Source organism: Pseudomonas sp. PA27(2017) (assembly GCF_001945445.1).
GTDB lineage: Bacteria > Pseudomonadota > Gammaproteobacteria > Pseudomonadales > Pseudomonadaceae > Aquipseudomonas.
Window position 1 is genome coordinate 144,506 of record NZ_MSXW01000023.1, and the last position, 24,346, is coordinate 168,851.

At 65.4% G+C, this 24,346-nt stretch carries 11 protein-coding genes; 3 read left to right on the forward strand and 8 right to left on the reverse strand.

Features of this window, described 5'->3' with window-relative positions:
* Positions 1-45 precede the first annotated feature (45 nt).
* The 5 genes from BVH06_RS13070 to zwf all read right to left on the reverse strand — a co-directional run bounded on the left by BVH06_RS13070 (position 46) and on the right by zwf (position 16,905).
* Entirely contained in the window at positions 46-1,224 is a 1,179-nt protein-coding gene (locus BVH06_RS13070) for an HlyD family efflux transporter periplasmic adaptor subunit (RefSeq protein ID WP_075929027.1), read from the reverse strand.
* Positions 1,211-3,367, reverse strand: coding sequence for a type I secretion system permease/ATPase (locus tag BVH06_RS13075; protein ID WP_075934327.1), 2,157 nt, complete (start codon positions 3,365-3,367; stop codon positions 1,211-1,213). The genes BVH06_RS13070 and BVH06_RS13075 overlap by 14 nt, the downstream gene beginning before the upstream one ends.
* Entirely contained in the window at positions 3,357-4,607 is a 1,251-nt protein-coding gene (locus BVH06_RS13080; protein WP_075934328.1) for a TolC family protein, read from the reverse strand. The genes BVH06_RS13075 and BVH06_RS13080 overlap by 11 nt, the downstream gene beginning before the upstream one ends.
* A gap of 20 nt (positions 4,608-4,627) precedes the next feature.
* Positions 4,628-14,965, reverse strand: a complete 10,338-nt coding sequence (locus tag BVH06_RS13085; protein ID WP_075934329.1) for an Ig-like domain-containing protein — start codon at positions 14,963-14,965, stop codon at positions 4,628-4,630.
* Positions 14,966-15,450: 485 nt separating this feature from the next.
* A complete protein-coding gene (gene zwf / locus BVH06_RS13090; protein WP_075929031.1) occupies positions 15,451-16,905 on the reverse strand; it encodes a glucose-6-phosphate dehydrogenase in 1,455 nt (484 codons plus the stop codon).
* A 154-nt stretch (positions 16,906-17,059) separates the two neighbouring features.
* On the opposite strand from zwf, the gene hexR reads away from it, so the two are divergent.
* The 3 genes from hexR (at position 17,060) to BVH06_RS13105 (ending at position 20,481) form a co-directional block, all read left to right on the forward strand.
* Entirely contained in the window at positions 17,060-17,932 is an 873-nt protein-coding gene (hexR, locus tag BVH06_RS13095; protein ID WP_075929032.1) for a transcriptional regulator HexR, read from the forward strand.
* A 90-nt stretch (positions 17,933-18,022) separates the two neighbouring features.
* Complete coding sequence (locus BVH06_RS13100) at positions 18,023-18,211, forward strand: PA3496 family putative envelope integrity protein (RefSeq protein WP_075929033.1); 189 nt, start codon at positions 18,023-18,025, stop codon at positions 18,209-18,211.
* Positions 18,212-18,297: 86 nt separating this feature from the next.
* A complete protein-coding gene (locus tag BVH06_RS13105; RefSeq protein WP_075934330.1) occupies positions 18,298-20,481 on the forward strand; it encodes a patatin-like phospholipase family protein in 2,184 nt (727 codons plus the stop codon).
* Between the two features lie 14 nt (positions 20,482-20,495).
* Here BVH06_RS13105 and BVH06_RS13110 read toward each other — a convergent pair whose 3' ends face one another.
* The 3 genes from BVH06_RS13110 to BVH06_RS13120 form a co-directional block, all read right to left on the reverse strand.
* On the reverse strand, positions 20,496-23,210 hold the full coding sequence (locus BVH06_RS13110; RefSeq protein ID WP_075934331.1) for a DEAD/DEAH box helicase: 2,715 nt from the start codon (positions 23,208-23,210) through the stop codon (positions 20,496-20,498).
* A 118-nt stretch (positions 23,211-23,328) separates the two neighbouring features.
* Entirely contained in the window at positions 23,329-23,718 is a 390-nt protein-coding gene (locus tag BVH06_RS13115; protein WP_075934368.1) for a response regulator, read from the reverse strand.
* Positions 23,719-23,736: 18 nt separating this feature from the next.
* Positions 23,737-23,973, reverse strand: a complete 237-nt coding sequence (locus BVH06_RS13120) for a Flp family type IVb pilin (protein WP_075934332.1) — start codon at positions 23,971-23,973, stop codon at positions 23,737-23,739.
* Between the last annotated feature and the right edge of the window lie 373 nt (positions 23,974-24,346).

The window sequence follows — 24,346 nt, forward strand, 5'->3', positions numbered from 1 at the left end:
GCGCGAATGCACCTCTCCACAGCACTTTGTGATTAATCCGGCGGCCTAGTAGAGCTGTGCCTTGAGCAGCGGCCTGAGCAGGTAGTTCAGCACGGTGCGCTTGCCGCTGAGAATATCCACTTCGGCCACCATGCCGGGAATGATCGGCAGGATCTCGTCACGGCGTTTGAGCTGGCTGCCGTCGGTCTTGATCAGCACCTCGTAGTAGAACTCCTTGCCCTGGGCCGTTTCCTCGAAAATGGTGTCGGCGCTGATCTGCTCCAGGGTGCCGGTCAGGTACCCGTAGATGCTGTAGTCGTAGGCAGTGATCTTCACCTTGGTGGGCATGCCCGGTACCAGAAAGGCGACGTCGCGCGGTTTGATACGGGCTTCGATGAGCAACTGATCCTCGACCGGAATCACTTCCATGATCGGCTCGCCGGGCTGGATCACCCCGCCGCGGGTGTTGATCAGCACGGTGTTCACTCGGCCGCGTACCGGCGACAGGATCTCGGTTCGGCGCAGCTGATCCTGGCGCTGCGCGACGATGGGCTCCAGGGCGCTGAGCTCGCTTTTCTTGCTCTGCCGCTCGGTGTAGGCGTCCTGGAAGTAGGTGCTGCGCAGCTCGGTCAGCTTGCCGTTGAGCGTGGCGATTTCCTGGCTGAGCTTGAGCGCTTCCATCTGGCTCACGGCGCGTTTGGCCACCAGTGGCTCGACCAGGTTGAGCTGCTGCTGCGCCAGGCGGATCTGCCGGTTGATCGCACTGATACCGTCCTGCAGCTTGTCGCGCCGGGATTTGAACAATTCCTGCTCGGAGCGAGCGAGGGGGCTGGTCGGGTCGATGTCCTCGGCAAAGTCGATGCGGTCCTTGCCCAGCACTTCGGCATCCAGGCGCGCGATGGTGGCGCGCAGGGCCGCCGACTGGTTGGCTGACTCCTGAAAGGAGGTACGAAAGCGCGTCTCGTCGAGGCGCACCAGGGGCTGACCGACTTCGACCAGATCGCCCTCGCCGACCAGCAGGCGGTCGAGGATGCCGCCCTCCAGGCTCTGGATCTTCTGGATGCGGGTAAAGGGCACCACGCGGCCGTCACCGCGGGTCACTTCATCGAGCTCGGCCCAGGCGGCCCACCCGATGAACAGCAGCACAGTGGCCAGCACCGTCCACAGCAAGGGCCTGAACAGCGGGTGGGTGGCGCTCAGCAGGGGATCGTCGAGCTGCCGGCGCAGGCGATCATTGGACGGCATGGTTGCCTCCTCTCGGCTCCTGCGGCGCGCTCACGACGTTGTCCTGCACCACCTGATCCAGGGCGCCGTCCATGATCACCCGGCCCTGGCGCATCACCACCGCACGCTCGACCAGCGAGAGCATGACCTTCTTGTGGGTCACCAGAATCAGGGTGCGCCCGCTGACCCAGTGTTGCAGGTATTCGACCACGTTCTTTTCGCTGGCCTGGTCGAAGGACGATGTCGGTTCGTCGAGCAGCACGATGGGCGGATCCTGCACCAGCACGCGTACCAGTCCGACCGCCTGGCGCTGGCCACCGGACAGGCTGGCATTGCCCTGGATGGGCATGTCCAGGCCCAGCGGATGGCTGCGCACCCAGGCGCCGAGGCCGACGCCGTCGAGGGCTTCGAACAGCTCCTCGTCGCTGATCGCCGCGCCCTCCAGGTTGAGGTTGTCGCGCAGGGTGCCGTAGAACAGCGCGATGTCCTGGGGCAGATAGCCGATATGCCGGCGGCGGTCGGCGGGGTCGATCTGGGTCAGGCTGATGTCGTCGACCATCACCCGCCCGGCGCTCGGGTCGAGCAACCCGGCGAGCAGGCGCAGCAGGGTAGATTTGCCGGCGCCGTTGCCGCCCAGCAGGGCGACCCGTTCGCCCGCACGGATGCTCAGGGCGTTGATGTCGACGATGGGTGGCGCGTCGTCATGGGCGAGGCGCAACTGCTCGAGGCGGTAGTCGCCTGCCAGGTGTTCCTTGCGCACGAAACGCTGCCCGACCGGGCGCTCGACCGGGCCGGTCATCAACTGGTCGAGGCCTTCGAGGGCGACCTTGGTGTGTTGCCAGCGGCCGAGAATACCGGCGATCTGCGACAGCGGCGCGATGGTGCGCGCCGCCAGGATCGAGCAGGCGACCAGCGCGCCCATGCTCAGGTACCCGTCGCTGATGCGGTACACGCCGAACACCACCACGCCCACGTAGCACAGCTGTTGCACGGTGCTCACCCCGTAGCTGAGCGCCGAGGTCAGGCTCTGGGTCTTCATGGCGCTGCCGGCGAGCTGCGCGGTGAGGGTTTCCCACAGGTGCATGCAGCGGCCTTCGGCGCGGCTGGCCTTGACCGTTTCCAGGTGTTCGATGGATTCGAGCAGGATGCCGTTCTTCACCGACCCTTCGCGCAGGTTCTGGCGCGACAAACGCGCCAGGCGACCCTGGGCGAGCAGGCCGGGGAGGATCATCAGCACGGCGGCGACCACCGGCACCCAGACCACATGGCCGCCGATCAGGGCGATGATCAGCAGGAAAATGAACACGAAAGGCAGGTCGCTGATCACCGCCGCGCTCGATGAGGTGAAGAATTCGCGCACCGACTCGAACTCGCGAATCTGCGTGCTGAAAGCCCCGACCGACGCCGGCTTGGCGCCCAGCCGGGTATTGAGCACGCGCTCGAACAGCAATGATGAAAGCTGCAGGTCCAGACGCTTGCCCAGGGTGGTGAGCAGGTGGGCGCGCAACCCGCGCAACAGGCTTTCCAGCACGATGGCCAGGGCCACGCCGCTGGCCAGCACCCACAGCGTGTCGAAGGCCGCGTTGGGCACCACGCGGTCATAGACCTGCATGGCGAACAGGGCGGCGGCGATGGCCAGCAGGTTGGCGATGAAGGCTGCCACGGCCACTTCCACATAGGAGCGTCGCAGGCGCTTGAGCGCACCGTAGAACCAGTGCTCGCGAGTCGGGCTGGCGAACTCCTCGGCGCGGCCATCCGGCCGATAGCGGCACTTGGCGAAAACCGCCATGCCGCTGTACAGCGGCTCCAGGTCGGCAATCGGCAATCGCTGCATGCCGCCGTCACTGTGCGGCACGAGGATCTCCGCCTGCTCGCCGTGCTGGCCGACCAGCACCACGCAGCGTCCGTCCTTGAGCAACAGTAGAGCCGGCAACAGGTAATCGTCGATGCGCTGCAGCTTTTCTTCGCTGACCTGGGCGACGATATCGGCGCGGCGCAGGGCGCGGGGCACCATGCGCAGCGGCAGGCGGCCCTGTTCGAGGGCGATACCGTCGGCCAGCTCGGCGTCGGTCACCGGGCGGCCGAGCTGCCGGCATAGCAGCACCAGGCCCTGGCGCAACGGGTCCTGGTTCATGCCCGGCGTGGTCAGCGTGTCAGGATCCATTCAGGCCGTTCTCCAGCAAGGGGCCGAGCAGGCCGATCTGCGCCGCAGCGCGGTATTCCAGGCGCAAGCGCTCGACCTGCAGGACGATCAACTGGCGCTCGGCTTCGAAACGCTCGCGCTGCACGGTGAGCAGGTCGATCACGTCGCGGCGGCCCACTTCGAACTGCTCGCGGTACAGGCCGCCGACCTGCTCGGAATCACGCACCTGCACGGCCAGCGCATGTTCGCGCCAGAGCAGCGAATCGCCGATGTCGAACAGGCTCTGCAGCTGCCGGCGAATGTCGCGCTGGATGGCGTCCTGGCCCCAGCTCGCGGACTCCAGGCGCTGCGCGGCAGCGGTGGGACGCTGGAAGTTGGACAAGCCCTGAATGGTGTCCATGCGCAGGCGCAGGTTGACCATCGAATCGTTCTGCAGGCGCCCGCCGATCTCTCTGCGTGTGGCTGAGGCTTCCAGATTCAGTTGCGGCAGCAGCGCGGCCTTGGTGCCGCGCAGCTCGGCCTGGGCCAGGTTGGTGTCTTCCAGGGCGCGCTGGTAGAGCGGCGAGCCGGTGATCAGCCCTGGCAAATCACGGGTCGCCAGGTAGCGCTGCATGGACTGTGGGCGCGGTTCGGCCAGGCCCTCCGGCGGCGCCCCGACGAGCAGCGCGAACTGGTTGCCGGCATCGAGCAGGGCGCCTTTTTCCAGGGCCAACTGCTCCTGGGCGCGGGCGATTTCCAGGCCGGCACGGTCCTGTTCACTGCGATCAGAATAACCATCGGCGCCGCGTGCTTCGGTCATCCCGCGGATGTCGTCGAGCAGGCGAATATGCCGGCGTACGGCATCGATACGGCGCTGCGCGACCAGCACGTCCAGGTAGGTTTCGACGATATCCAGGGCGGCGTCTTCGCGGGTCACCTCGGCGGTGGCCGACAGCTGGCGCTGGGTCGCCCTGGCGCTGTCCACCTGGCTGTCGATGCGGCCCCAGTCGTAGAGCATCTGCGAGACGGTGACGTCATAGACGGTCTCGCCGATATCGAACTCCTGCGGGCCGCCGGACAGCGACAGCGACGGATAGTAACCGCCCTTGGCGATCTTCACCTCGGTCTCGGCGCGGGCCGCATCCGCCACCGCGGCGCGCACTTGCGGGTGGATCGCCAAGCCGCTGCGTACGGCCTGGTCCAGTGGCATGGCCATGGCCGCCGCCGGCAGCCACAGGGTGAGTGCCAGGCGCGCGGCCCATCGACAATGAGGCGTGTGCATGCGGTACGACGATTTCCCTATCAACTGACCACGACCTGTACCGTGTTATCTTCCACCAGCAACGTGGTGTTTGCGTAGGTATAGACGTCGTAGACGATGCCTTCAATCAACTGCGTTCCGGTCTTGGCAGCACTGCTGCCGATGTTCAGCACGTCGTTGCTCTCGCCGGTGATCTGCAGGGTGTTACGCGAGTCGGTCATGGCGTCCACCGCCGCCGCGGTCAGCGTCAGGGTGCTGCCCGAATCACCGGTGCCCAGGTCGATGCGCTCGATATTGCTGAACGTGCCGATGCCGGCGGCCCCGTAGTTGATGTCGATGCCGCCGTCGAACACCACGGTGTCGAAGCCGGCGCCGCCGTCAATGCTGCCGAAGTTGGTGGCGCGGATCTGGATGGTGTCGTTGCCGGCCCCGGCGTCCACGCGATCCCCAGCCCCCACGTTGAGAATCAGGTCGTTGCCATTGCCGGCGAAGATCCGTTCATTGGCGATGGTGGCGCTGCCGGAGAGGATGTCGTCGGCTGCCGTGCCGTCGACGCGCACGGTGCCGATGGTCAGGCCGAGCAAGCCGAGCGGGTCGAGGTCCACGGTGTACATACCACTGGTCTTGCCGCCCGATGTGGCGGTGATTCGCAATGCCAGGTCGCCCCCCAGATTGAGCACCTGGCTCAGCGACAGGCCAAGCTGGCTGAGCACGCTGGGGCTGAGCAGGTTGATCGAGAAGTTGCCGTTGGCATCGGCAGCCAGTGGCGCTATGCCGATGTAGCCGACCGGGGTCAGCACTTCGACGGCCAGCGCGGCGCCCGCCACGGTCTTGCCGCTGATGCCGAGTTTCGATCCAGTCAGGCCGAGGTTGGCGTCCACCGCCAGGTTGCCGAGGGTGATCGGCTGCAGCAGCAGGTTGGTACCCAGCCCGAGGGCGACCACGTTGCTCTGGTTGCCGGCCTGGTCTCGCGCTGATACCGATACCTGAGCGCTGAGCAACTGATCCCAGGTCAGGCCGATGCTCAGGCCGCTCAACAGGTTCACCGAAGCGATCCCGGCATTGTTGGCGGTGACCGTGGCGGTGGCGACCGTGCCGCCGAGATCGATGCGCACCGTCAACTCGCTGTTCGGCTCCCCCGAGATGGTTAGCAGATTGCCGACCAGGTTCAGTACCGGTGAAGACGGCGCGATGGTGTCGACCGTGAAGTTCGCGGCCTGGGAATTGGCGCCGTTGTTGATATGTGCGGTAACCGACGCGGCCCCCTGTGGAAAACTTCCGGCCGGTGGTACTACCGACACCACGGCGTTGCCGGCGAGCGCTTCGGCAGCGGTTACGGTATGGGTCTGGTTGAAGGTGTAGCCCCCGGTACCGGTGTAGGTGAGGGTGACGGTGTCACCGGCGCGCACGCCTGTGGCCAGCCCGACGCGAACCTGGATGCCGTCGGCGGCCTCGGCCGCGTTGATGTAGGTGTCGAGTGCTTCCGGCACGCTGATGATCGGTGCCGACAGGTTGGGCGCATTGGTGCCGGCCGACACGCTGACGTTGCCCGCGGCATCGGTTGCGGTCACGGCGATCGCCTGGCCTGCCACCAATGCCGGGATCAGCACGGCGGCGAAGGTACCCGCCGCGGTGGCGGTCACGGTGATCGGGTTGGCCACATTGCCGTTGACCACGATCCGCACCTGGCTGCCCGCTTCGGCACTACCGGTGAGCAGGGTGCCGTCGGCGCTGACGAACAGGTTGCTTGGTGCAGTTGGCGCCTGGCTGTCGATCGTAGTGGTGGTCGAGCCGCTGGTATTGCCAGCCGCATCACGCGCTACGGCGTTGACCACCGTGCCATTGGCCAGTGGTGCCGACGGCGTGACACTCCAGGTGCCGTTGGCGGCAGCGGTGGTCGTCCCGATGAATGCGCCGTTGCTAGCGGTGAGAATCACCGTGCTACCGGCCTCGGCCGTGCCGGTGAGCACGAGGCCTCGGCTAGGCTGAATGGTCGGGTTGGCAGGCGCGACGCTATCGATGGTGGTGCTGCTCGAGCCGCTGATGTTACCGGCGGCGTCGCGAGCCACCGCATTGACGACAACGCCATTGGCCAGGGGGCTAGAGGGTGTGATGCTCCAGGTGCCGTTGGCCGCGGCGGTTGTCTGGCCGATGGCCGTGCCGCCTGGGCCAGTGAGGATCACCGTGCTGCCTGCCTCGGCGGTACCGCTGAGCGAAACGCCATTGCTCGCCTGGATCAGCGGCGCGCTGGGCGCCACGGCATCGACCGTGGTGCTGACCGAGCCGCTGGTATTGCCGGCGGCATCGCGGGCGACGGCGGTCACCACCACGCCGTTGGCCAGGGCCGGGCTTGATGTGAAGGACCAGTTACCGGCGCCGTCGGTGCTCGCCGTACCGATGCGGATGCCGCCGGGGCCGGTAAGGATCACTGTGCTGTTGGCTTCGGCCATGCCCGTCAGCACCACGCCGTTGCTGGCCTGGATGGTCGGGACGGCAGGTGCCACGTTATCGATGGTCGTATTGGCGGACGAGCTGGTGTTACCGGCAGCATCACGTGCTACCACGCTTACCTGCGTGCCATTGGTCAGCGGCGCCAGCGGTGTGAAGCTCCAGTTGCCCTGAGCGTCGGCGATCGCTTGGCCGATAGCGACGCCCCCCGAGTCGGTAAGAATTACCGTGCTGCCCGCTTCGGCCGTGCCGCTCAGCACGGTGCCGTTACTGGGCACGATGGTCGGTAGAGCAGGGGCCAAGCCGTCGATCACCACGATGGCCGGCGCGCTGACGTTATTGGTGGCATCGGTAGCGGTGATGCTGACCGAGGTGCCATTGGGGATGACGGGTGAGAAGGTCTGTGACCATGCGCCCGTGGTGGCATCGGCGCTGACCTGCACGTCTGCCTGACCGGCGATGCGGATGGTGATGATGCTGCCCGGCTCCGCGGTGCCGCTGAGTACGCTGCCGTTGCTGGGCTGCACGGATGGCAAGTCGGGCACGCTGTCATCCACGGTCACGCTGGCGGCGCCGCTCAGGTTACCGGCAGCGTCCACGGCGATAGCCGTGACCACGGTGTTGTCTGCCAGCGGCAGCGTGGGTTGGTAGTGCCAGTTGCCATTGGCGTCCACGGCCACCGTGGCGATCTGCACCCCGCCCACGCTCAGGCGTATCGTGCTGCCAGGCTCGGCGGTGCCGCTCAACTGCGTGCCATTGCTGGCGGCGATCACTGGCGCAAATGGGGCGACACTGTCGACCGTGGTGGTGGCGACCGGGCTCTGGTTGCCGGCTGCATCCCGCGAGCCGACAGTGACGACTATGCCGTTGACCAGCGTAGTGCCCGGCGTGAAGCTCCAGTTGCCGCTGGCGTCGGCCGTCAAGGTGGCGATGGTGTTGCCATTGGCGGTCAGCGTCACAGTACTGCCCGCCTCGGCGGTGCCGCGCAGCGCCAGGCCGTTGGTGGCCTCGATGGTCGGAGCGACGGGGGCGACTGCATCGATAGTGATGGCGGTGGCCGGGCCGGTGTTGCCCGCAGCGTCCCGAGCGCTGACGCTGATCACCGCGCCATGTTGCAAGGGCGTGCCGACAGGAAAGCTCCAGGCGCCGCCTGGGCCCACCACGACTTCTTTTATGACCACGCCACCCGGACCGCTGATGATCACCGTACTGCCGGCTTCGGCCGTACCGCTGAGCAGCACGCCATTGCTCGGCTGAACAATCGGGGCGGCAGGCGGTACGGTGTCGATCACCAGGCTCGCCGCTGGGCTGGTATTGCCGGACGCATCCCGGGCCACCACGGTGACCTGGGTATTGTTGGTGAGAGCAACCGGTGGCACGAACGACCAGTTTCCGCCGCTATCGGCCACCGCCTGACCAATGGCGAGACCGCCCGCACCAGTGATGATCACCGTGCTGCCGGCTTCTGCCGTACCGCTCAGGACGATGCCGTTGCTGGGCTGGAGGGTGGGCGGCAGCGGTGCCTGGGTGTCGATGGTGACGGCGGCCGATGGTGAACTCACGTTGCCCGCTGCATCGGTCGCCGTCGCGGTGATGATGGTGCCGTTGCCTGGGGGGCTGTCCGGGTTGAGTGTCCAGCTGCCGTTGGCGCCGACCCTTACCTCGCCGATCACGGTGCCCCCGGCACTGACCTTCACGGTGCTGCCAGCTTCGGCAGTGCCGGTAATGAGCTGGCCGTTGCTCGGCGCGATCACTGGGGCAAGCGGTGCGATGCCGTCGATCAGGATGCTGGCCGGCGCGCTTTCGTTGCCCAGCGTGTCGCGGGCCACCACGGTAACCAGGCTGCCGTCCGGCAAGGCCGGGCTCAGGGTAACGCTCCATTTGCCATCGGCATCGACCGTGATGGTGCCGGTGTTGATCGGCACGCCACCGGCGCCGGTGAGGATGATGGTGGCCCCGGCTTCCGCCGTACCGCTCAGCGAGATGCCATTGCTCGGATTGATGGTCGGATGCTCCGGCACCTGGGCATCGATCACGGTGCTGGCGGATGGGCTGGTGTTGCCGGCGGCATCGCGTGAAACCACCGTCACCTCGGTGCCGTCGGCGAGGGCCGGAGAGGGTTTGAAGCTCCAGTTGCCCGCCGTGTCGGCCGTTACCTGGCCAATTGTCGCTCCCCCAGGGCCGGTGATCAGCACCGTACTGCCGGCCTCTGCCGTGCCGCTGAGTTCGACGCCGTTGCTGGGTGAAATGGTCGGCGTGACCGGCGCCACGGTGTCGACGGTGGTGCTTGCCGAGCCACTGGTGTTGCCGAGCGTGTCCCGGGCGACCGCATTGACCACCGTGCCGTTGGGCAAGGCCGGCGAGGGCGACAGCGTCCAGGTTCCATCGGCTGCTGCAGTGGTCTGGCCGATCACCCGGCCGCTGGCGTCGCTGACTACCACGGTAATGCCCGCTTCGGCGGTGCCGGTGACCCGCACGCCATTGCTGGCATCGATCGTTGGGGTGGCTGGCGGCTGTGCGTCGATGGTCGTGGTGGCCGGGCCACTGCTGTTGCCGGCGGCGTCCCGCGCCACGGCGGTCACCACCAGGCCATCGGCCAGGGCGGGTGTGGGTGTGAAGGTCCAGTTGCCATTGGCGTCCGCGGTCGCCTGGCCGATGCTGACGCCGCCCGATCCGGTAAGAATCACCGTGGCACCCGCTTCGGCGGTACCGCTGAGTTGCGTGCCATTGCTGAGCGCGATGGTCGGGGCATTGGGGGCGACGCTGTCGATCACCGTGGAGGCCGGCGCACTGCTCAGGCCGGACACCGTGATCGTGGCGTTGACGGTGGTGCCGTTGGCCAGCGGCGTCGGCGGGGTAAAGGCCCAGTTGCCTTGGGCGTCGGCGATGGCCTGACCGATGACGGCGCCCGCCCCGTCGGTCAGTTGCACGGTGGCCCCCGGTACCGCAGTACCGCTGAGCTCACCACCGTTGCTGGGCTCGATGGTCGGGCGCGGTGGCAGGGTCGCATCTACCGTCACGCTGGCCGGTGGGCTCTGATTGCCCACGGCGTCGGTGGCCGTCACCGTCAGCCGGGCGCCATTGGCAAGGGCGCTGGCCGGGGTGATCGACCAGTTGCCGTTGGCATCGGCGGTGGTGGTCTGGCTGAAGCCATTGGGGCCGGTGATGGTGATCAGGCTGCCGGCTTCGGCAGTGCCGGTCACTTGGGTGCCATTGCTGGGGTCGATTACCGGTGCGGCTGGGGCTTGGGCATCGATAGTGGTAATGGCCGCCGGGCTGGCGTTGCCGAGCGCATCGCGGGCCACCACGGAAACCTGGGTGCCATTGGCCAACTGGCCGTTGATCGGATAGCTCCAGGTGCCGTCCGCGTTGACTTGGACCGTTACCGGCGCGGCATTGCCGATGGTCAGCGACAGCGTGCTGTCGGGATCGGCAGTGCCGCTCAACACGCCCGACCCGCTGCTTGGTGAGATCGTCGGTGCGGCAGGAGGCTGAGCATCCACAACGGTGCTGCCGGGCTGGCTGGTGTTGCCGGCGGCGTCACGTGCCACCACGCTGACCTGGGTGCCATCGAGCAGCGGGCTCGGCGGCGTGAAGGACCAATTGCCACTGGCGTCGGCCGTCGTCTGGCCGATGGCGACGCCGCCGGGTCCGGTGAGGATGACGGTGCTGCCGGCTTCGGCGCTGCCGCTGAGCTGGCTGCCATTGCTGGGCTGGATGGTGGGCGTGTTGGGCGCCACGGCATCGATGGTGATGCCGACCGCAGCGCTCTGGTTACCGGTCGGGTCACGGGCGACGATGCTGACCGCGGCGCCGTTCGCCAGCGCTGTGTCGGGTGTGAAGCTCCAAGTGCCTTGGGCGTTGACCTGCACCTGGCCGACCACCACACCGTTCACGCTGATGATCAGCAGGCTGCCGGCTTCGCCGGTACCGCTCAGTTGCTCGCCATTGCTGGGCACGATGCTGGGCGCCGCCGGTGCGAGGCTGTCGGTTACTACGTTGCTGGACGCGCTGGTGTTGCCGGCCGCGTCGCGGGCCACGGCGTTGACCTGGGTGCCGTTGGGCAAGGCGTTGGCTGGCGTGAACGACCAGGTGCCGCCTGCGTCGGCGGTGACCTGGCCGAGCACCGCGCCATTTGCACCGGTAAGAATCACCGTGCTGCCAGGCTCGGCGGTGCCGCTCAGTTGTGAACCGTTGCTGGGGTTGATAGCGGGCGCCGCTGGTGGCACGCCGTCGACGGTCAGGGAGGCGGCCGGGCTGATATTGCCCGTGGCGTCCGTCGCCGTAGCGGTGACGCGGGTGCCGTCCGGGAGTTGTGCGGTGAGTGTCGTGCTCCAGCTACCGTCGGCCGCTGCCGTGGTTTCGGCGATCAGGTTGCCGGCGCCGTCGCGCAGAATGACGGTGCTGCCCGGTTCGGCGAGACCGCGCAGGACGATGCCGTTGCTGGGCTCGATGATGGGCGTCGAGGGCGCGGCTGCATCGATGGTCAGGCTGGCAGGTGCGCTGGTGTTGCTGGCGGCGTCGCGGGCCACCACGCTGAGGCTGGCATTGTCGGCCAACGCTGGCGAGGGGGTCAGCGACCAGTTGCCGTTGGCGTCGGCAGTCGCCTGGCCGATCACGCGGCCGCTGGCATCGCTGATGATCACCGTGCTGCCGGCTTCGGCGGTACCGGTCAACTGTGTGCCGTCGCTCGGCTGGACGACCGGCGCTTGAGGCGCGAGGTTATCCACCGTGGTGCTGACCGTCCCGCTCGCGTTGCCCGCCGCATCGCGGGCGCTGGCGTTCACCACCGTTCCATTGGCCAGCGGTGTGGCCGGCTGAAAGCTCCAGTTGCCTTGAGCGTCAGCGATCGCCTGGCCGATAACGGCGCCGCCCGATCCGGTCAGAATCACCGTGCTGCCGGCTTCGGCCGTTCCGCTGAGCAGGCTGCCGTTGCTGGGTTGCAGCGTGGGTACCGACGGCGCGACGTTGTCGGTCACCGTGGTGGCTGGCGCGCTGCTGGCGCCATTGGTGACCACCGTCGCGCTGACACTGGTGCCGTTGGGCTGTGGGGTGGGCGGCGTGATCGTCCAGTTGCCATTGCTGTCGGCGATGGTCTGGCCCAACGCAACGCCGCCAGGACCGGTCAGCACCACCAGCGCGCCTGCCGTGGCCGTACCGCTGAAAAGGCTGCCGTTGCTCGGCTCGATGGTCGGGCTCGCCGGCAACGTGGCATCGACTGTCTGGCTGGCGGTGGGGCTCTGGTTACCGGCCGCATCGGTAGCAGTGACGGTGACGCTCGTGCCATTGGCAATTGGCGTTGCCGGTGTGAACGTCCAGATACCATCGACGTTGGTGGTCGTGGTCTGGGCGGGGGCGCCGGGCACGCTGATCGTGATGGTGCTACCAGGCTCGGCGGTACCGCTGAGCAGGCCGCCGTTGCTGGGGTTTATCACTGGGGTCGCGGGCGCAACGGTATCGATGCTGCCGGTCGTGGAAGCGCTTTCGTTGCCGCTGGCATCTCGGGCGCTGATCTCGAGGGTGGTGCCATTGGTGAACGGCCCGCTAGGGGTATGGCTCCAGTTTCCGTTCGCGTCCGCGAGCACCTCGATCACGGTGGCCGGTATCGTCCCGATGCGGATGATTACCGTACTGCCAGGCTCGGCAGTACCGTTCAGCAATTGGCCGTTGGTGGGATTCAATGTAGGCGCTGCTGGTGCCTGGGCGTCGATCACCACGGTGCCGGGTGGGCTGACGTTGCCGGCCGGGTCGCGGGCGTTGATGGTCAGCGGTGTGCCATTGCCCAGCGGTGCATCCGGTATGAAGCTCCATTCGCCATTGCCGTCGGCTATCACCTCGGCGATGACGATTCCCCCCGGGCCGGTAATCACCACGGTGCTGCCAGCCTCGGCGCTGCCGTTCAGTGCGCTGCCATTACTTGGGTCGACCTGAGGAGCGGCAGGCGGCGTCCGGTCGATCTGTACCGCAGTGGGATCGCTGGTGTTGCCGGCGGCATCGCGCACCACGACTTCGACGTTGGCGCCATCGGCAAGCGGCGTGGTGGGGATGAAGTTCCAGTTGCCGTTCGCATCGGCGACGGTCTGGCCGATCAGGTCGCCATTGTTGTAGATGAGGATGATCTTGCCACCGGGCTCGGCCGTGCCGCTCAGTTCGGTGCCGTTGCTTGGTTGGACTTCGGGCGGCAGCGGCTGCGCGGCGTCGATGATCAGCGTCGTAGCGGCGCTGGTACCGGCAGAGGTGCTGGCGACAGCGGTGATGACCGTGCCGTCTGGCTGGGCAGATGATGGTGTAATCGACCAGGCGCCATTGGGGCCGGCCGTGGCGCGGCCAATCTCGGTGCCGTTCGCGCTGACGATGACCAGGCTGCCGGCGTCCGCCGTGCCGAAAATCACCGTACCGTTGCTTGTCGCGATCACCGGCGCGTTGGGCAATGCGTTATCCACCACCACCGTTTGCGGCAGGCTGGTGTTGCCAGCCGGGTCACGGGCCACCACGCTCACCTCGCCGCCATTGGCGATCGCCGGGCTGGCAGTGAAATGCCAGTTGCCGTTGACATCGACCAGCGCCTGGCCGATGACGCCATTGGCGTTGCTCAGGATGACCGTGCTGCCTGCTTCCGCGGTACCGCTGAATACCGTGCCATTGCTGTTGCCGACGGTCGGCGGATTCGGCGCTTGCCCGTCGATCGTCAGGGACGTCGGCTGGCTGACGTTGCCAGCGCGATCCGTGGCGGTGATGGTGACGGACGTATTGTCGGGCAGCGTGGAACCGGGTTGATAAGACCAGGTGCCGTCTGCCGCCGCGGTGACGGAAAAGGTGTTCCCATTGATGGTGATCTTGACGGTGCTATTGGCTTCGGCTGTGCCGACGAGCTGAGCGCCGTTGCTGGCCTCGACGGTGGGTGCTGCTGGGGGCGTCTTGTCGATGACGATGCGGATCACCGGAGGCCGAAAACCACCAGGCGCTACCGTATGCATGTCGATCAGAGTGCCATCGGGCAAGGCCGGTGACGGGGTCCACGACCAGTTGCCATTGGCATCGACAGTGGTCACGGCGAGCACTTCGCCGTCTGGGCGCATCAAGGTAATCGTCGAGAGGGGTGTTGCCGAGCCGCTCAGCTCCTCGCCGTTGCTGGGCTCCACCGTCGAAGGTTGGGCAACCGCCGGCGCATTCAGCGTGGCCGGTGTGCTGGTATTGCCCGCAGCATCCACGACCACCACGGTGATGGTTTCGCCACCGGTCAGCGGTGAGGCGAACGTAACGGTGAAGTTGCCGTTTTCATCGGCAGTCGCCGTGTAGGCCGTGCCGTTCACGTCCACTCTGATGGTGGCATTGGGTTCGGCGTTGCCGGTGAGGAACCGGCTGTCCTGGCTGAGCTGCAGGTTGGTCGCAGCGGCCGGCGGTTGGTTATCCACAGGATCGACGGGCGGCTGCGAGCTACCACCATCGTTGCTACCGCTATCGCTGCGCCGGTCGATTTCATCCGCCACGGCGACGCCGCCGGCAATGGCCACGCCACCGATGATCGCCCCCGTGCCCAACCCAAGCGTGCCGCCTGCGGCGCCGGCCACCGACGTTAACGATGTGAAGCCGGAAAGGGTGCCTTCGGATGCGTAGGAGGCGGCGAGGATGCCGTCGCTTGCCGCGGCCTGGGAAAGATCCACAGCGACCAACTGCTCTTCTTCGCCTACCAGATAGAGCTGACTGGGTTGCTCGGCGGCTGCATAGAAATTGCCGATGCGCAGCACCTCACCGTTTTGCATCTGCACGATGAGATCCGATCCTTCGCGGGTATAGCTTGTGACTGCCTCGGGGGAGATATTGAGCGCTACATGGCTGCTTTCGGACAATGGCAGCGTATTGCTGACCACCTGCTCGGTTGCCTGAGTGACCTGTTGGCCAATGGGCGCGACTTTCGCCTGTACTGCCATGAAGCATCTCCCTTTGTCTAATTTGAAACTTCAGCGAGTTGCTTTTCTGCACAGGCAATTTCGATATGAAATGGCGCTGGATGGAACTCGACAAGTTTTCAACTTAGCGGTGGAGAGGGGTTTGGAAAGTAAAAATTAATAACGTTTAGAACTTAAAAATAAATTGCGAATGCTATTAAGTTATTTAAAACGAAATAACTAGTCATCTGTAGTTAGGGAAAATGGCGCAAAGCATTGTTTTATATGGTTATAGTTATTTGTAAAATGAGTTAAGGTTTTAATGAATTTTATCTATCATGGCGGGCGCTGATTTATTCGAAATAATTGAACTTATTATACATCTCTGCATGGAAGATGAGTTCAGACATTTTGGTCGGATGACAGGTTTATCGGTCGCTACCAATAGCAAAAGGCTTACAACTAATGGCTTTAATTGGCGGGTTGCATAAAATCGCGGGCTGAAAGTATCAGCCCGCTAACTTGGCTTATTCCGACTCTTCTATCCACTGTCGGCCATGTCGCTCCAAAAGATGCTGGAGCTGTTCCGGGCCATTGCTGCCTGCCGCATAGGGACGCGGGCTCTGGTAGTGCTGCTGCCAGCCCTTGATGATCGGGTCGACCCATTGCCAGGCCGCCTCGACCTCGTCGCGGCGCATGAACAGCGTCGAATCGCCTTCGATGACGTCCAGCAACAGCCGTTCGTAAGCCTCCCAGCGCCGCTGTTTGTTGAAGGCATCGGCCAGGTTCAGATCCAGCTCGACTGGTTGCAGGCGCATGCCCTTGCCCGGGTTCTTGGCCATCAACTGCAGGCTGATGCGCTCCTCGGGTTGCAGGCGGATCAGCAGCTGGTTGGCCTGGCCGTTGCCGAACAGCTGATGCGGTACCGGCTTGAATTGAATGAGGATTTCCGAGGTCTTGCGAGCCAGGCGTTTACCGGTGCGCAGATAGAAGGGCACGCCGGCCCAGCGCCAGTTGTTGATCTCGGCCTGCACGGCGACGAAGGTTTCGGTATCGCTGTCGTTGTCGACGTTCTTCTCGAAATAGTAGGCCGGCACTTCCTGACCGCCGATCTTGCCGGCGGTGTACTGGCCACGCACGGTCTTGTCGCGAACGTCCTGGCCGGTGATGGGTTTGAGAGCTTCGAGGATCTTCACCTTTTCGTTGCGTACCGACTCGGCATCGAAGCGCACCGGTGCCTCCATGGCCACCAGGCAGAGTAGCTGCAGCAGGTGGTTCTGGATCATGTCGCGCATGGCACCGGCGTTGTCGTAGTAGGCGCCGCGGTTTTCCACACCCAGGGTTTCGCACACGCTGATCTGTACATGGTCGATGTGTCCGGCCCGCCACACCGGCTCGAACAGGGCGTTGGCGAAACGCAGCGCCATCAGGTTCTGCACGGTCTCCTTGCCCAGGTAGTGGTCGATGCGAAACACCTGGGATTCATCGAACATCGCACCGATGCCGGCATTTATCGCCTGGGCGGACGCGAGCGAATGGCCGATGGGTTTTTCCAGCACGATGCGCGCACCTGCGCCAGCCAGGCCGGCGACCTTGAGATGCGAGGCGATGGCTTCGAACAGGTCCGGCGCAGTGGCCAGGTAATAGACCCTGACGCGCTCCCGATCATTGCCCAGGGCCTTGGCCAGGCGGCCGAAGTCGGCGCTCTGCGAGGCGTCCATGGGGAAGTAGTCGAGGCGTTCGGCGAAGCTGCGCCAGGTGTCGTCATCGAAATCGGCGCGGGCCACCTGGGCGCGGCAATGGCGCTCGGCGAGGGCCTGGTAGGCAGTGCGCGTGTGGGGGCTGCGGGCCAGGGCGAGGATGCGCGTGTCGCGGTGCAAACGACCGCCACGATGCAGGTAATAGAGGGCCGGTAGCAGCTTGTGCAGGGCGAGGTCGCCCGTGCCGCCGAAAACCAGCATGTCGCAACAATTGCTCTGCATGGGAACTCCGATTCGGTTTGTCCGTGCGAGGTCGCCAGGCTTGTAGTATAACTACAAGATCACTACAGCCCGGCGGCGTCCTTCGATCATAACCGAGTCGTGGCGCTCCAACCCCAGCCGGCGTAACCATCCTTTGCCAGTCGAGTCCCCGCCAGTGAATTTGTTGCAGCACATCGCCCAGTCACGCCACCTCCTGCGTAAGTCGGAACTCAAGGTGGCCGATCATGTGCTCCTCGATCCCGCAGCGGTCATGCACAGCTCCATGGCCGAGCTGGCCCACTCGGTAGGCATCAGCGAGCCGACCATCGTGCGCTTCTGCCGCGCCATCGGCTGCAGCGGCTTTCAGGATCTCAAGCTCAAGCTGGCGCAGAGCCTCGCCGCTGGTGCCAGCTTCGGCCAGTTCGCGATCCATGAAGACGACTCGGTCGCCGACTTCAGCATGAAGATCTTCGACACCACGCTGCACACCCTGATCGAAGTGCGCGAGAAGCTCGACCCGGTGGCGCTGGAAAAAGCCATCGCCCTGTGCGCCAAGGCGCAGCGCATCGATTTCTACGGTTTCGGCGCCTCGGGCGCGGTGGCAGCCGATGCCCAGCACAAGTTCTTCCGCCTGCTGCTCAATGCGGCGGCCTATTCCGACCCGCACATGCAGGCCATGTCGGCGATCACCCTGAAACCTTCCGACGTAGCGGTTTGCATTTCGCAATCCGGGCGCTCCAAGGATCTGCTGATCACCGCCAACGTGGTGCGCGAGGCCGGCGCCTCGCTGATCGCCCTGTGCCCCGGGCAGACGCCGCTGGCCGACCTGGCCACGGTGAACCTCGCCATCGATGTGCAGGAAGACACCGAGATCTACACGCCTCTGGCCTCGCGCATCGCCCACCTGGTGGTGATCGACGTGCTCGCCATGGGGGTGGCCATGGCCCGCGGCCCGAGCCTGGTCAACCACCTCAAGAGCGTCAAACGCAGCCTGCGTAGCCTGCGCCTGTCGGCCAAGTCGGTGAAAGCCCACGAAGAAGGCGCCTGAGACCGGTCACCCAGGCGTCACGCTTTTTTCCTCAAACTGTCATCGCCTTCGCTGAAGCTGGTCTCCCGTAATTCAACCTGGAGACCTGCCATGGCTCGCCATGTGGATGAAGCGTTGCACCCGGAACAGAGCGTGGTGAAAGCCCGCCGCAAGCTGCTCGACGAGCAGCGCATGCGTTACCGCCGCGCCATCGAGGCCTATGGCGAGAATCGTCGCCTGCAATCGGAAATCTCCAGTTTTCACGATCCGTTCATGGGCGAGTCGCGCCGTCTGCACTGATTGCAAACCGAACGTTTCGCAGCGCGCATCCCTGGCGGGCAGGCTCCTATAATGGCGCTCCTCCGCCCTAATGCCAGGGATGTGCCATGCGCCGTCTGCTCATTCTGCTACTGCTGTTTATTCCCCTTATCGGCGTCGCTCAAGAGGCCCAGCCCAAGGTCGGTGTCGTGCTGTCCGGTGGCGCGGCGCGCGGGTTGGCGCACATCGGCGTGCTCAAGGCACTGGAAGAGCAGGGCGTACGTGTCGATGCCATCGCCGGCACCAGCATGGGTGCGGTGATCGGCGGGCTGTATGCCTCGGGTTACAGCATCGCCGAGCTCGAAGAAGTGGCGCTGACCATGGATTGGCGCCAGGTACTCTCCGACGATCCACCGCGCACCGACGTGCCGTTTCGCCGCAAGCAGGATGACCGCGACTTCCTCATCAAGCAGCGCCTGAGCTTTCGCGACGACGGCAGCCTCGGCCTGCCACTGGGCGTGATTCAGGGCCAGAACCTGGCGTTGCTGCTCGAGCGGTTGCTGGTGCGCAGCAGCGACGTGCGCGACTTCGACCGCCTGCCGATCCCGTTTCGCGCCGTGGCCACCGATATCGCCAACGATCAGAAAGTGGTGTTTCGCAGCGGCCACCTGCCCCAGGTGATTCGCGCCAGCATGTCGATTCCGGCGGTGTTCGCGCCGGTCGAGCTGGACGGTCGCCTGCTGGTCGACGGCGGCATGGTCGACAACATTCCCGTGGACGTGGCCCGCGACATGGGCGTCGACCGGGTCATCGTCGTCGACATCGGCACGCCGTTGAAACCGCGCAAGGAACTGCTCACCGTGGTCGACGTGCTCAACCAGTCGATCACCATGATGACCCGGCGCAATTCCGAGGAGCAGCTGGCGACCCTGCGCGACAGCGACGTGCTGGTCCAGCCGGACATGGCCAGTTTCGGGGTTACCGATTTCGGCCGCGGCGAAGAACTGATCGAGGCCGGCTACAAGGCGGCCCGCGCCCTGCAGCCGCGCCTCGCCGAGCTGGTGCGCCGCGGTGGCGGCAACCCGGCGCTGACTCTGGCACGCAGTGCCCAGCAGCGCACTCCGGTGATCCACGCCATCCAGGTGGACAACGATTCCAAGGTCGGCGACGAGGTGATCCGCAACTACATCCGCCAGCCCATCGGCGAGCCGCTGGACATGGCCACGCTGCAGCGCGACATGGGCACCCTGTACGGCCTCGATTATTTCGAGCGGGTGCAGTACCGGGTGGTCAACAGCGAGGAGCGCAACACCCTGGTGATCGATGCACGGGAGAAACGCACCGGCACCGACTACCTGCGCCTGGGGCTCAACCTCTCCGACGATTTCAACGGCGACAGCGTCTTCAATCTTGGCGCGAGCTTCCGCAAGAACGGCATCAACCGGCTCGGCGCCGAGTGGCTCACCAGGGTGCAACTGGGCGACCGGCAGGAGCTGTTCAGCGAGTTCTACCAGCCACTCGACGTCGGCTCGCGATGGTTCGTGGCGCCCAACCTGCGGGCCGAGGCGTGGAACGTCGAGTCGGTTCTGGACAACGATCCGATCGCCGAATACCGCGTGCAACGTTATGGCTACGGGTTCGACATCGGCCGGCAGATCGCCAACAACGGTGAGTTGCGCTTCGGTGTGGGCCAGGCCTGGGGCGACGCTGAGGTGCGTATCGGCGAACGCGATCAGCCGGAGTTCAGTTTTACCGAGGGCTACTACGAGCTGCAGTACGCCTTCGACACTCTCGACAACGTCGATTTTCCCCACGAGGGCGAGGAGATCAGCCTGAACCTGCGCCAGTACGACGCCAGCCTCGGGGCCGACGATCGTTATCGGCAGTGGCAGATCAAGCTCGACAAGGCGTTCAGCCAGGGGCCGCACAGCCTGGTGATTGGCGGGCGTTACGGGCGCACCCTCGATGACGCCGAAATCGTCACCTCCAGCTTCCAGTTGGGCGGCGCGCGGCAGCTGTCGGGCTTTCGCCAGGATGCCCTGGCCGGGCAGAACATCAGCCTCGGGCGGATGGTCTACTACCGGCGCATGACCCCACGTTCGTTCCTGCCGCTGGATTTTCCGATCTACCTCGGCGCATCCCTGGAGCGCGGCCGGGTGTGGAACAACGACAACGCCTTCGATAGCGGCTACATCAACGCCGCCAGCGTGTTTCTGGGCTACGAGACGCCGCTGGGGCCGCTGAACTTCAGCTACGGCCTCAATGACGAGAACGAGAAGGCGCTGTACCTGAACCTGGGGCACACGTTCTGAGTGCCCACCAGCGCTTATAGCCGCTGCAGCAAGGCCTGCAGCGCGCGCTCCGGCTCCTGGCTCCACAGGCCGTAGCTCAACGGCACGACCTCCAGGCCGGCGCGCGCCAGCACGCGGTAGCGCTCCAGTTCGAGAAACCCCTCGCCGTCGCCGGGGAAGCCGATCAGGTCGATGGCCAGGCACTTGTCGCCGCGCTGGCAGAACACGTCCAGCAGCAGGCCGGCCAGCGGATAGCGCGTCCAGGTGACCACCCCATGGGCCGCCAGCGCGGTGCACAGGGCGCGTTCGAAATCGTCCTGCTCGGGTTGCTGATGGGGCGCCTCAGGCGGTTGGGCGGCGCTTTCCAGGTAGCGGCGCAGCAGGTGGTCGGTAGGCAGTTGGCGCTCGTTGCCACTGAACAGCAGCACCTGGCGTTCGCGGGCGCGGGTGATCGCCACGTTGAACATGTCCGGGCGATTCAGGTACACCGCGGCCTGGCTGGCACCGGTGTCGAGGGCGAAGCTGACGATCATCAGGTCGCGCTCCTCGCCCTGGAAGCCATAGGGCGTATCCACCAGCACACGAAAATCGCGCAGGCGCTGCAAGTCGAGGCCAGCGACGCGCTGGCGGATGGCCTCGACCTGATCGCGAAAGGGCGACACGACCCCGATGCTCGGCTTGACCGGGCTGTCGGCGTAGCGTGCGATATGTTCGTCGATCAGCTGCAGCACGCGCTCGAGCTCCACCTGGTTGACGCCATTGCCAGCCCGTTCGCCCGTCAGCCGCTGTACCTGCAGGCTGTCGCAGTGGGCCAGGCCCGGGCGTTCCTTCATCACTCGCAGGCGGTTGTCGTAAAACCGCTGGTTGCTGAAGCGGATCAGCGCCGGGCGGCTGCGAAAGTGCTCGTCGAGAAAGGTCAGCGCGCTCTGCTCCGGCAGATGCAGGCCCACCAGATCGAGCACGCTGTTGTCGCGATAGCTCCAGCGCTCGCGGTCCTCGCCTGGCAGGCCGCTGCGCTGCAGCAATTGAACCTCACGGTTGCGCGACAGGAACGACAGGTGGCGCAGCTGCCTGGCGTCACCGGTGATCACCGCGCGGCGGCAGCGCTGGAAAGCCGGCAGGGCCGAGGCGATGTCGCACTGGGTGGCTTCGTCCATGACCATCACGTCGAACAGCCCGGCCTTGAGTGGCAGCAGGCGGTGCAGCTCATCCAGCGTCACCACCCAGATCGGGAAAGCGGTCAGCAGCAACCGTGGATCGATGTCGTCGAACAGCGCCAGCTGCCGTTGCGACTGGCGCGCGCGAATCGCCTGGTTGTACTGCACGAACAGCTGCCGGTTGCCGGCCAGCAGGCCACTCAAGCTGGCGGCGCGACGGGTATTGAGGTAGTCACGGCTGAGGCGTTCACGCCGCTGCTGGCAATCGCGCAGTTCATCGAGCAGCGCCCAGGGGCGCACGCTGCCGCGCACCCGGCGCCTGACCCAGGGCAGCAGCAGGTGGCGACGCCAGAAACCCAGGGTGCCGCGTTCGGCCCGCAGGATCAGCCTGCTCCAGCGCAGCGCCTGTTCACCGCGCCTGGCCAGGGCCTTGGCCTGGCGACGCTCCTGATCGATCAACTGGCGCAGCTCGCGTTGCAGCTCCCGCTCGGTATCGGCTTGCGCATTCGGTAGTTGGCCCTGCAGCAGACTGGCCAGGCGATCGCGCAGGGTTTGCTGCAGGCTGCCGCCGTCGCTCTCCAGCACCGCGTCGCGCAAGCCGAAGTCCTCACGCAGCTTCTGGCCGATGACCCGCACGGCCTGGGCGCTGCGGCTGACCAGCAGCACCGATTCGCCGTGCAGGTAACGGTCCAGCGCCAGGGCCGCCAGGGTGTAGCTCTTGCCGGTGCCGGGCGGCCCGGAGATCTGGCTCAGCGGGTAGCGTGCGGCGTTGGCCAGTGCCTGGCTCTGGGCGTTGCTGAGCTGCGCTGGCAGGGCGTGGGGCGTGCTGGCGCCCTGCGGCGAGATCGGCTGGGGCTCGCCGAGCAACTGGCGCAAGGGCGCCGACCAGTCGCCAGCTTCCTGCAGCTGCTGCAGCTCATGGACGATGCCGCGGCTACCGCTGCCGCGGGGCACCAGGGCGACCACGGCAGCAGCACGCAGCGACAGGCTGCGGCGGCGCAGCGCCTTGGCAACGGCATCCTGATCCTCCAGCGCCGGAAAACCGCTGGCGGCGAGCACGTCGGCCACCCGCGTGCGCTGGCTGATCCAGCCCAGCAGGTCGCCGAGTACATGGGCATCGATGGGCGCATCGGCCAGGGGCAGGTCGTCGAGCGAAGCGTTGTCACCGTCGACCAGCAATTGGCGCAGCAGGCGCCAGTTCGCCAGGGGCTGGCTGGGGTCGATGGCCAGCAGGTGCGCGTCGCCTTCGCTGCCGTTGTTCAGGGTGGCTTCGTAGTACACCAATGGTGCGCAGAACGCCGTGGCCGGGCCCTCGCCACCGGCGAGTCGCCCGCACACCGGCAGCACGCAGTAGACCAGCTGCAGTTCACGTTGGTAGAGGCGCTGCTGACGCTCCAGCTCGGCGCCGATACCCGGCGGCAATGCCAGCAGCGGCAGGGCGCCGCTGGCCAATTCTTCGCGACCATCGAGCCAGGCCAGGCGCCCGGCCGGCAGTGCGGAGAGGTTGTCGAGGTTCAGGTCGCGGCTGTCGGCCAGGTAAGCACTGCGGTAGAAGGCCAGCAGGCGTGCGATCCGTGCGTCGTGTTCCTGCATGGTGTGTCCGTGGCGGCCGGGATTCAGCCGGCGACTCTACCGCTGCTCGGGCATCGGTGTCATCGCTGCGTGCGGCATTGCCGCTATGGGACAGGTCCAATGGCAGGAGAGGCGCTGCCTAGGCGTTGGCAACCTTGTTGATCGGAAAGCGCTGGTTGAGCACTTCGATCAGGCGTTCCTGGTAGATGGGTTTGGGCAGGAAGTCCACGACCTGCAAGGGCAGCAAGCCGATCACGTCGTTCATGTCGGCATGCCCGGACATGACGATGATGGGCAGCGTGGCATAGCGCGGCGTGGTGCGCAGGTTCTGGATCAGGCGCAGGCCGCTTTCGTCCGGCATGCGCAGGTCAGTGATCAGCAGCGCGATATCCGGCCATTTGCTCAGGCAGGCCATGGCGGATGCGACGGTGTCGGCGCAATGACACTGGAAGCCTTCGCCCTCGAGCAACTCGGCGAGTTCTTCGAGGGCGTCGGCTTCGTCGTCTACCAATAGGATGTGCTCACGCATCATCTTCGCCCCTGATAATTAGCCGCCAGTTCCGGTACCGCCGCCAGTTCCTGCGCCGCCCGCTGATGTGGCGCCTTGCAGGGCGTCCGATATCGAGCCGAATACACTATTAATATCGGTGCCGACGGTCGTAGCACCGCCAACGATAACCACCGCAATCAACGCCGCAATAATCGAATATTCAATGGCCGACGCGCCTTCCTCGTTTTTAAAGAAAGTGCGAACTTTTTCGCGAAGGATGATGAGCTTGAACATGGGTACTTCCTCTGTAGCCAGGGCAGGCAGGGACGCCTGTGTAAGGGACTTGCAGGGAAAGTTTGAAAGGGAGAAGTGCTGTTCGCAAATTCACCTTGGTATTACATACAAAGTATTAAATACAACTATTACTTCTAAAGAATTCAAGGGCTAAGGCACTATCTGACGGTCTGCCAAGTTAATGGCGCGGGTTACAGAGCTGTAACTGCGACGAACGGTATGTTCTATCTTGATGGTGAAGTCCGCTATAAGTTTCACAATAAAAATCTCTAAACCAAACTTACCAAGTGCCGATACTTGAGGCGAACTTCTATGTCGCCGCTGATTGATCACCATCCATGGCGGGTTGTACCGGGTGCTTGCCGGCGTAAGG

Excerpts from the sequence above, each read along its gene's own strand:
- BVH06_RS13070 (WP_075929027.1), bottom strand. The coding sequence starts at position 1,224 with ATGCCGTCCAATGATCGCCTGCGCCGGCAGCTCGACGATCCCCTGCTG.
- BVH06_RS13075 (WP_075934327.1), bottom strand. The coding sequence starts at position 3,367 with ATGGATCCTGACACGCTGACCACGCCGGGCATGAACCAGGACCCGTTG.
- BVH06_RS13080 (WP_075934328.1), bottom strand. The coding sequence starts at position 4,607 with ATGCACACGCCTCATTGTCGATGGGCCGCGCGCCTGGCACTCACCCTG.
- BVH06_RS13085 (WP_075934329.1), bottom strand. The coding sequence starts at position 14,965 with ATGGCAGTACAGGCGAAAGTCGCGCCCATTGGCCAACAGGTCACTCAG.
- zwf (WP_075929031.1), bottom strand. The coding sequence starts at position 16,905 with ATGCAGAGCAATTGTTGCGACATGCTGGTTTTCGGCGGCACGGGCGAC.
- BVH06_RS13100 (WP_075929033.1), top strand. The coding sequence starts at position 18,023 with ATGGCTCGCCATGTGGATGAAGCGTTGCACCCGGAACAGAGCGTGGTG.
- BVH06_RS13105 (WP_075934330.1), top strand. The coding sequence starts at position 18,298 with ATGCGCCGTCTGCTCATTCTGCTACTGCTGTTTATTCCCCTTATCGGC.
- BVH06_RS13110 (WP_075934331.1), bottom strand. The coding sequence starts at position 23,210 with ATGCAGGAACACGACGCACGGATCGCACGCCTGCTGGCCTTCTACCGC.
- BVH06_RS13115 (WP_075934368.1), bottom strand. The coding sequence starts at position 23,718 with ATGCGTGAGCACATCCTATTGGTAGACGACGAAGCCGACGCCCTCGAA.
- BVH06_RS13120 (WP_075934332.1), bottom strand. The coding sequence starts at position 23,973 with ATGTTCAAGCTCATCATCCTTCGCGAAAAAGTTCGCACTTTCTTTAAA.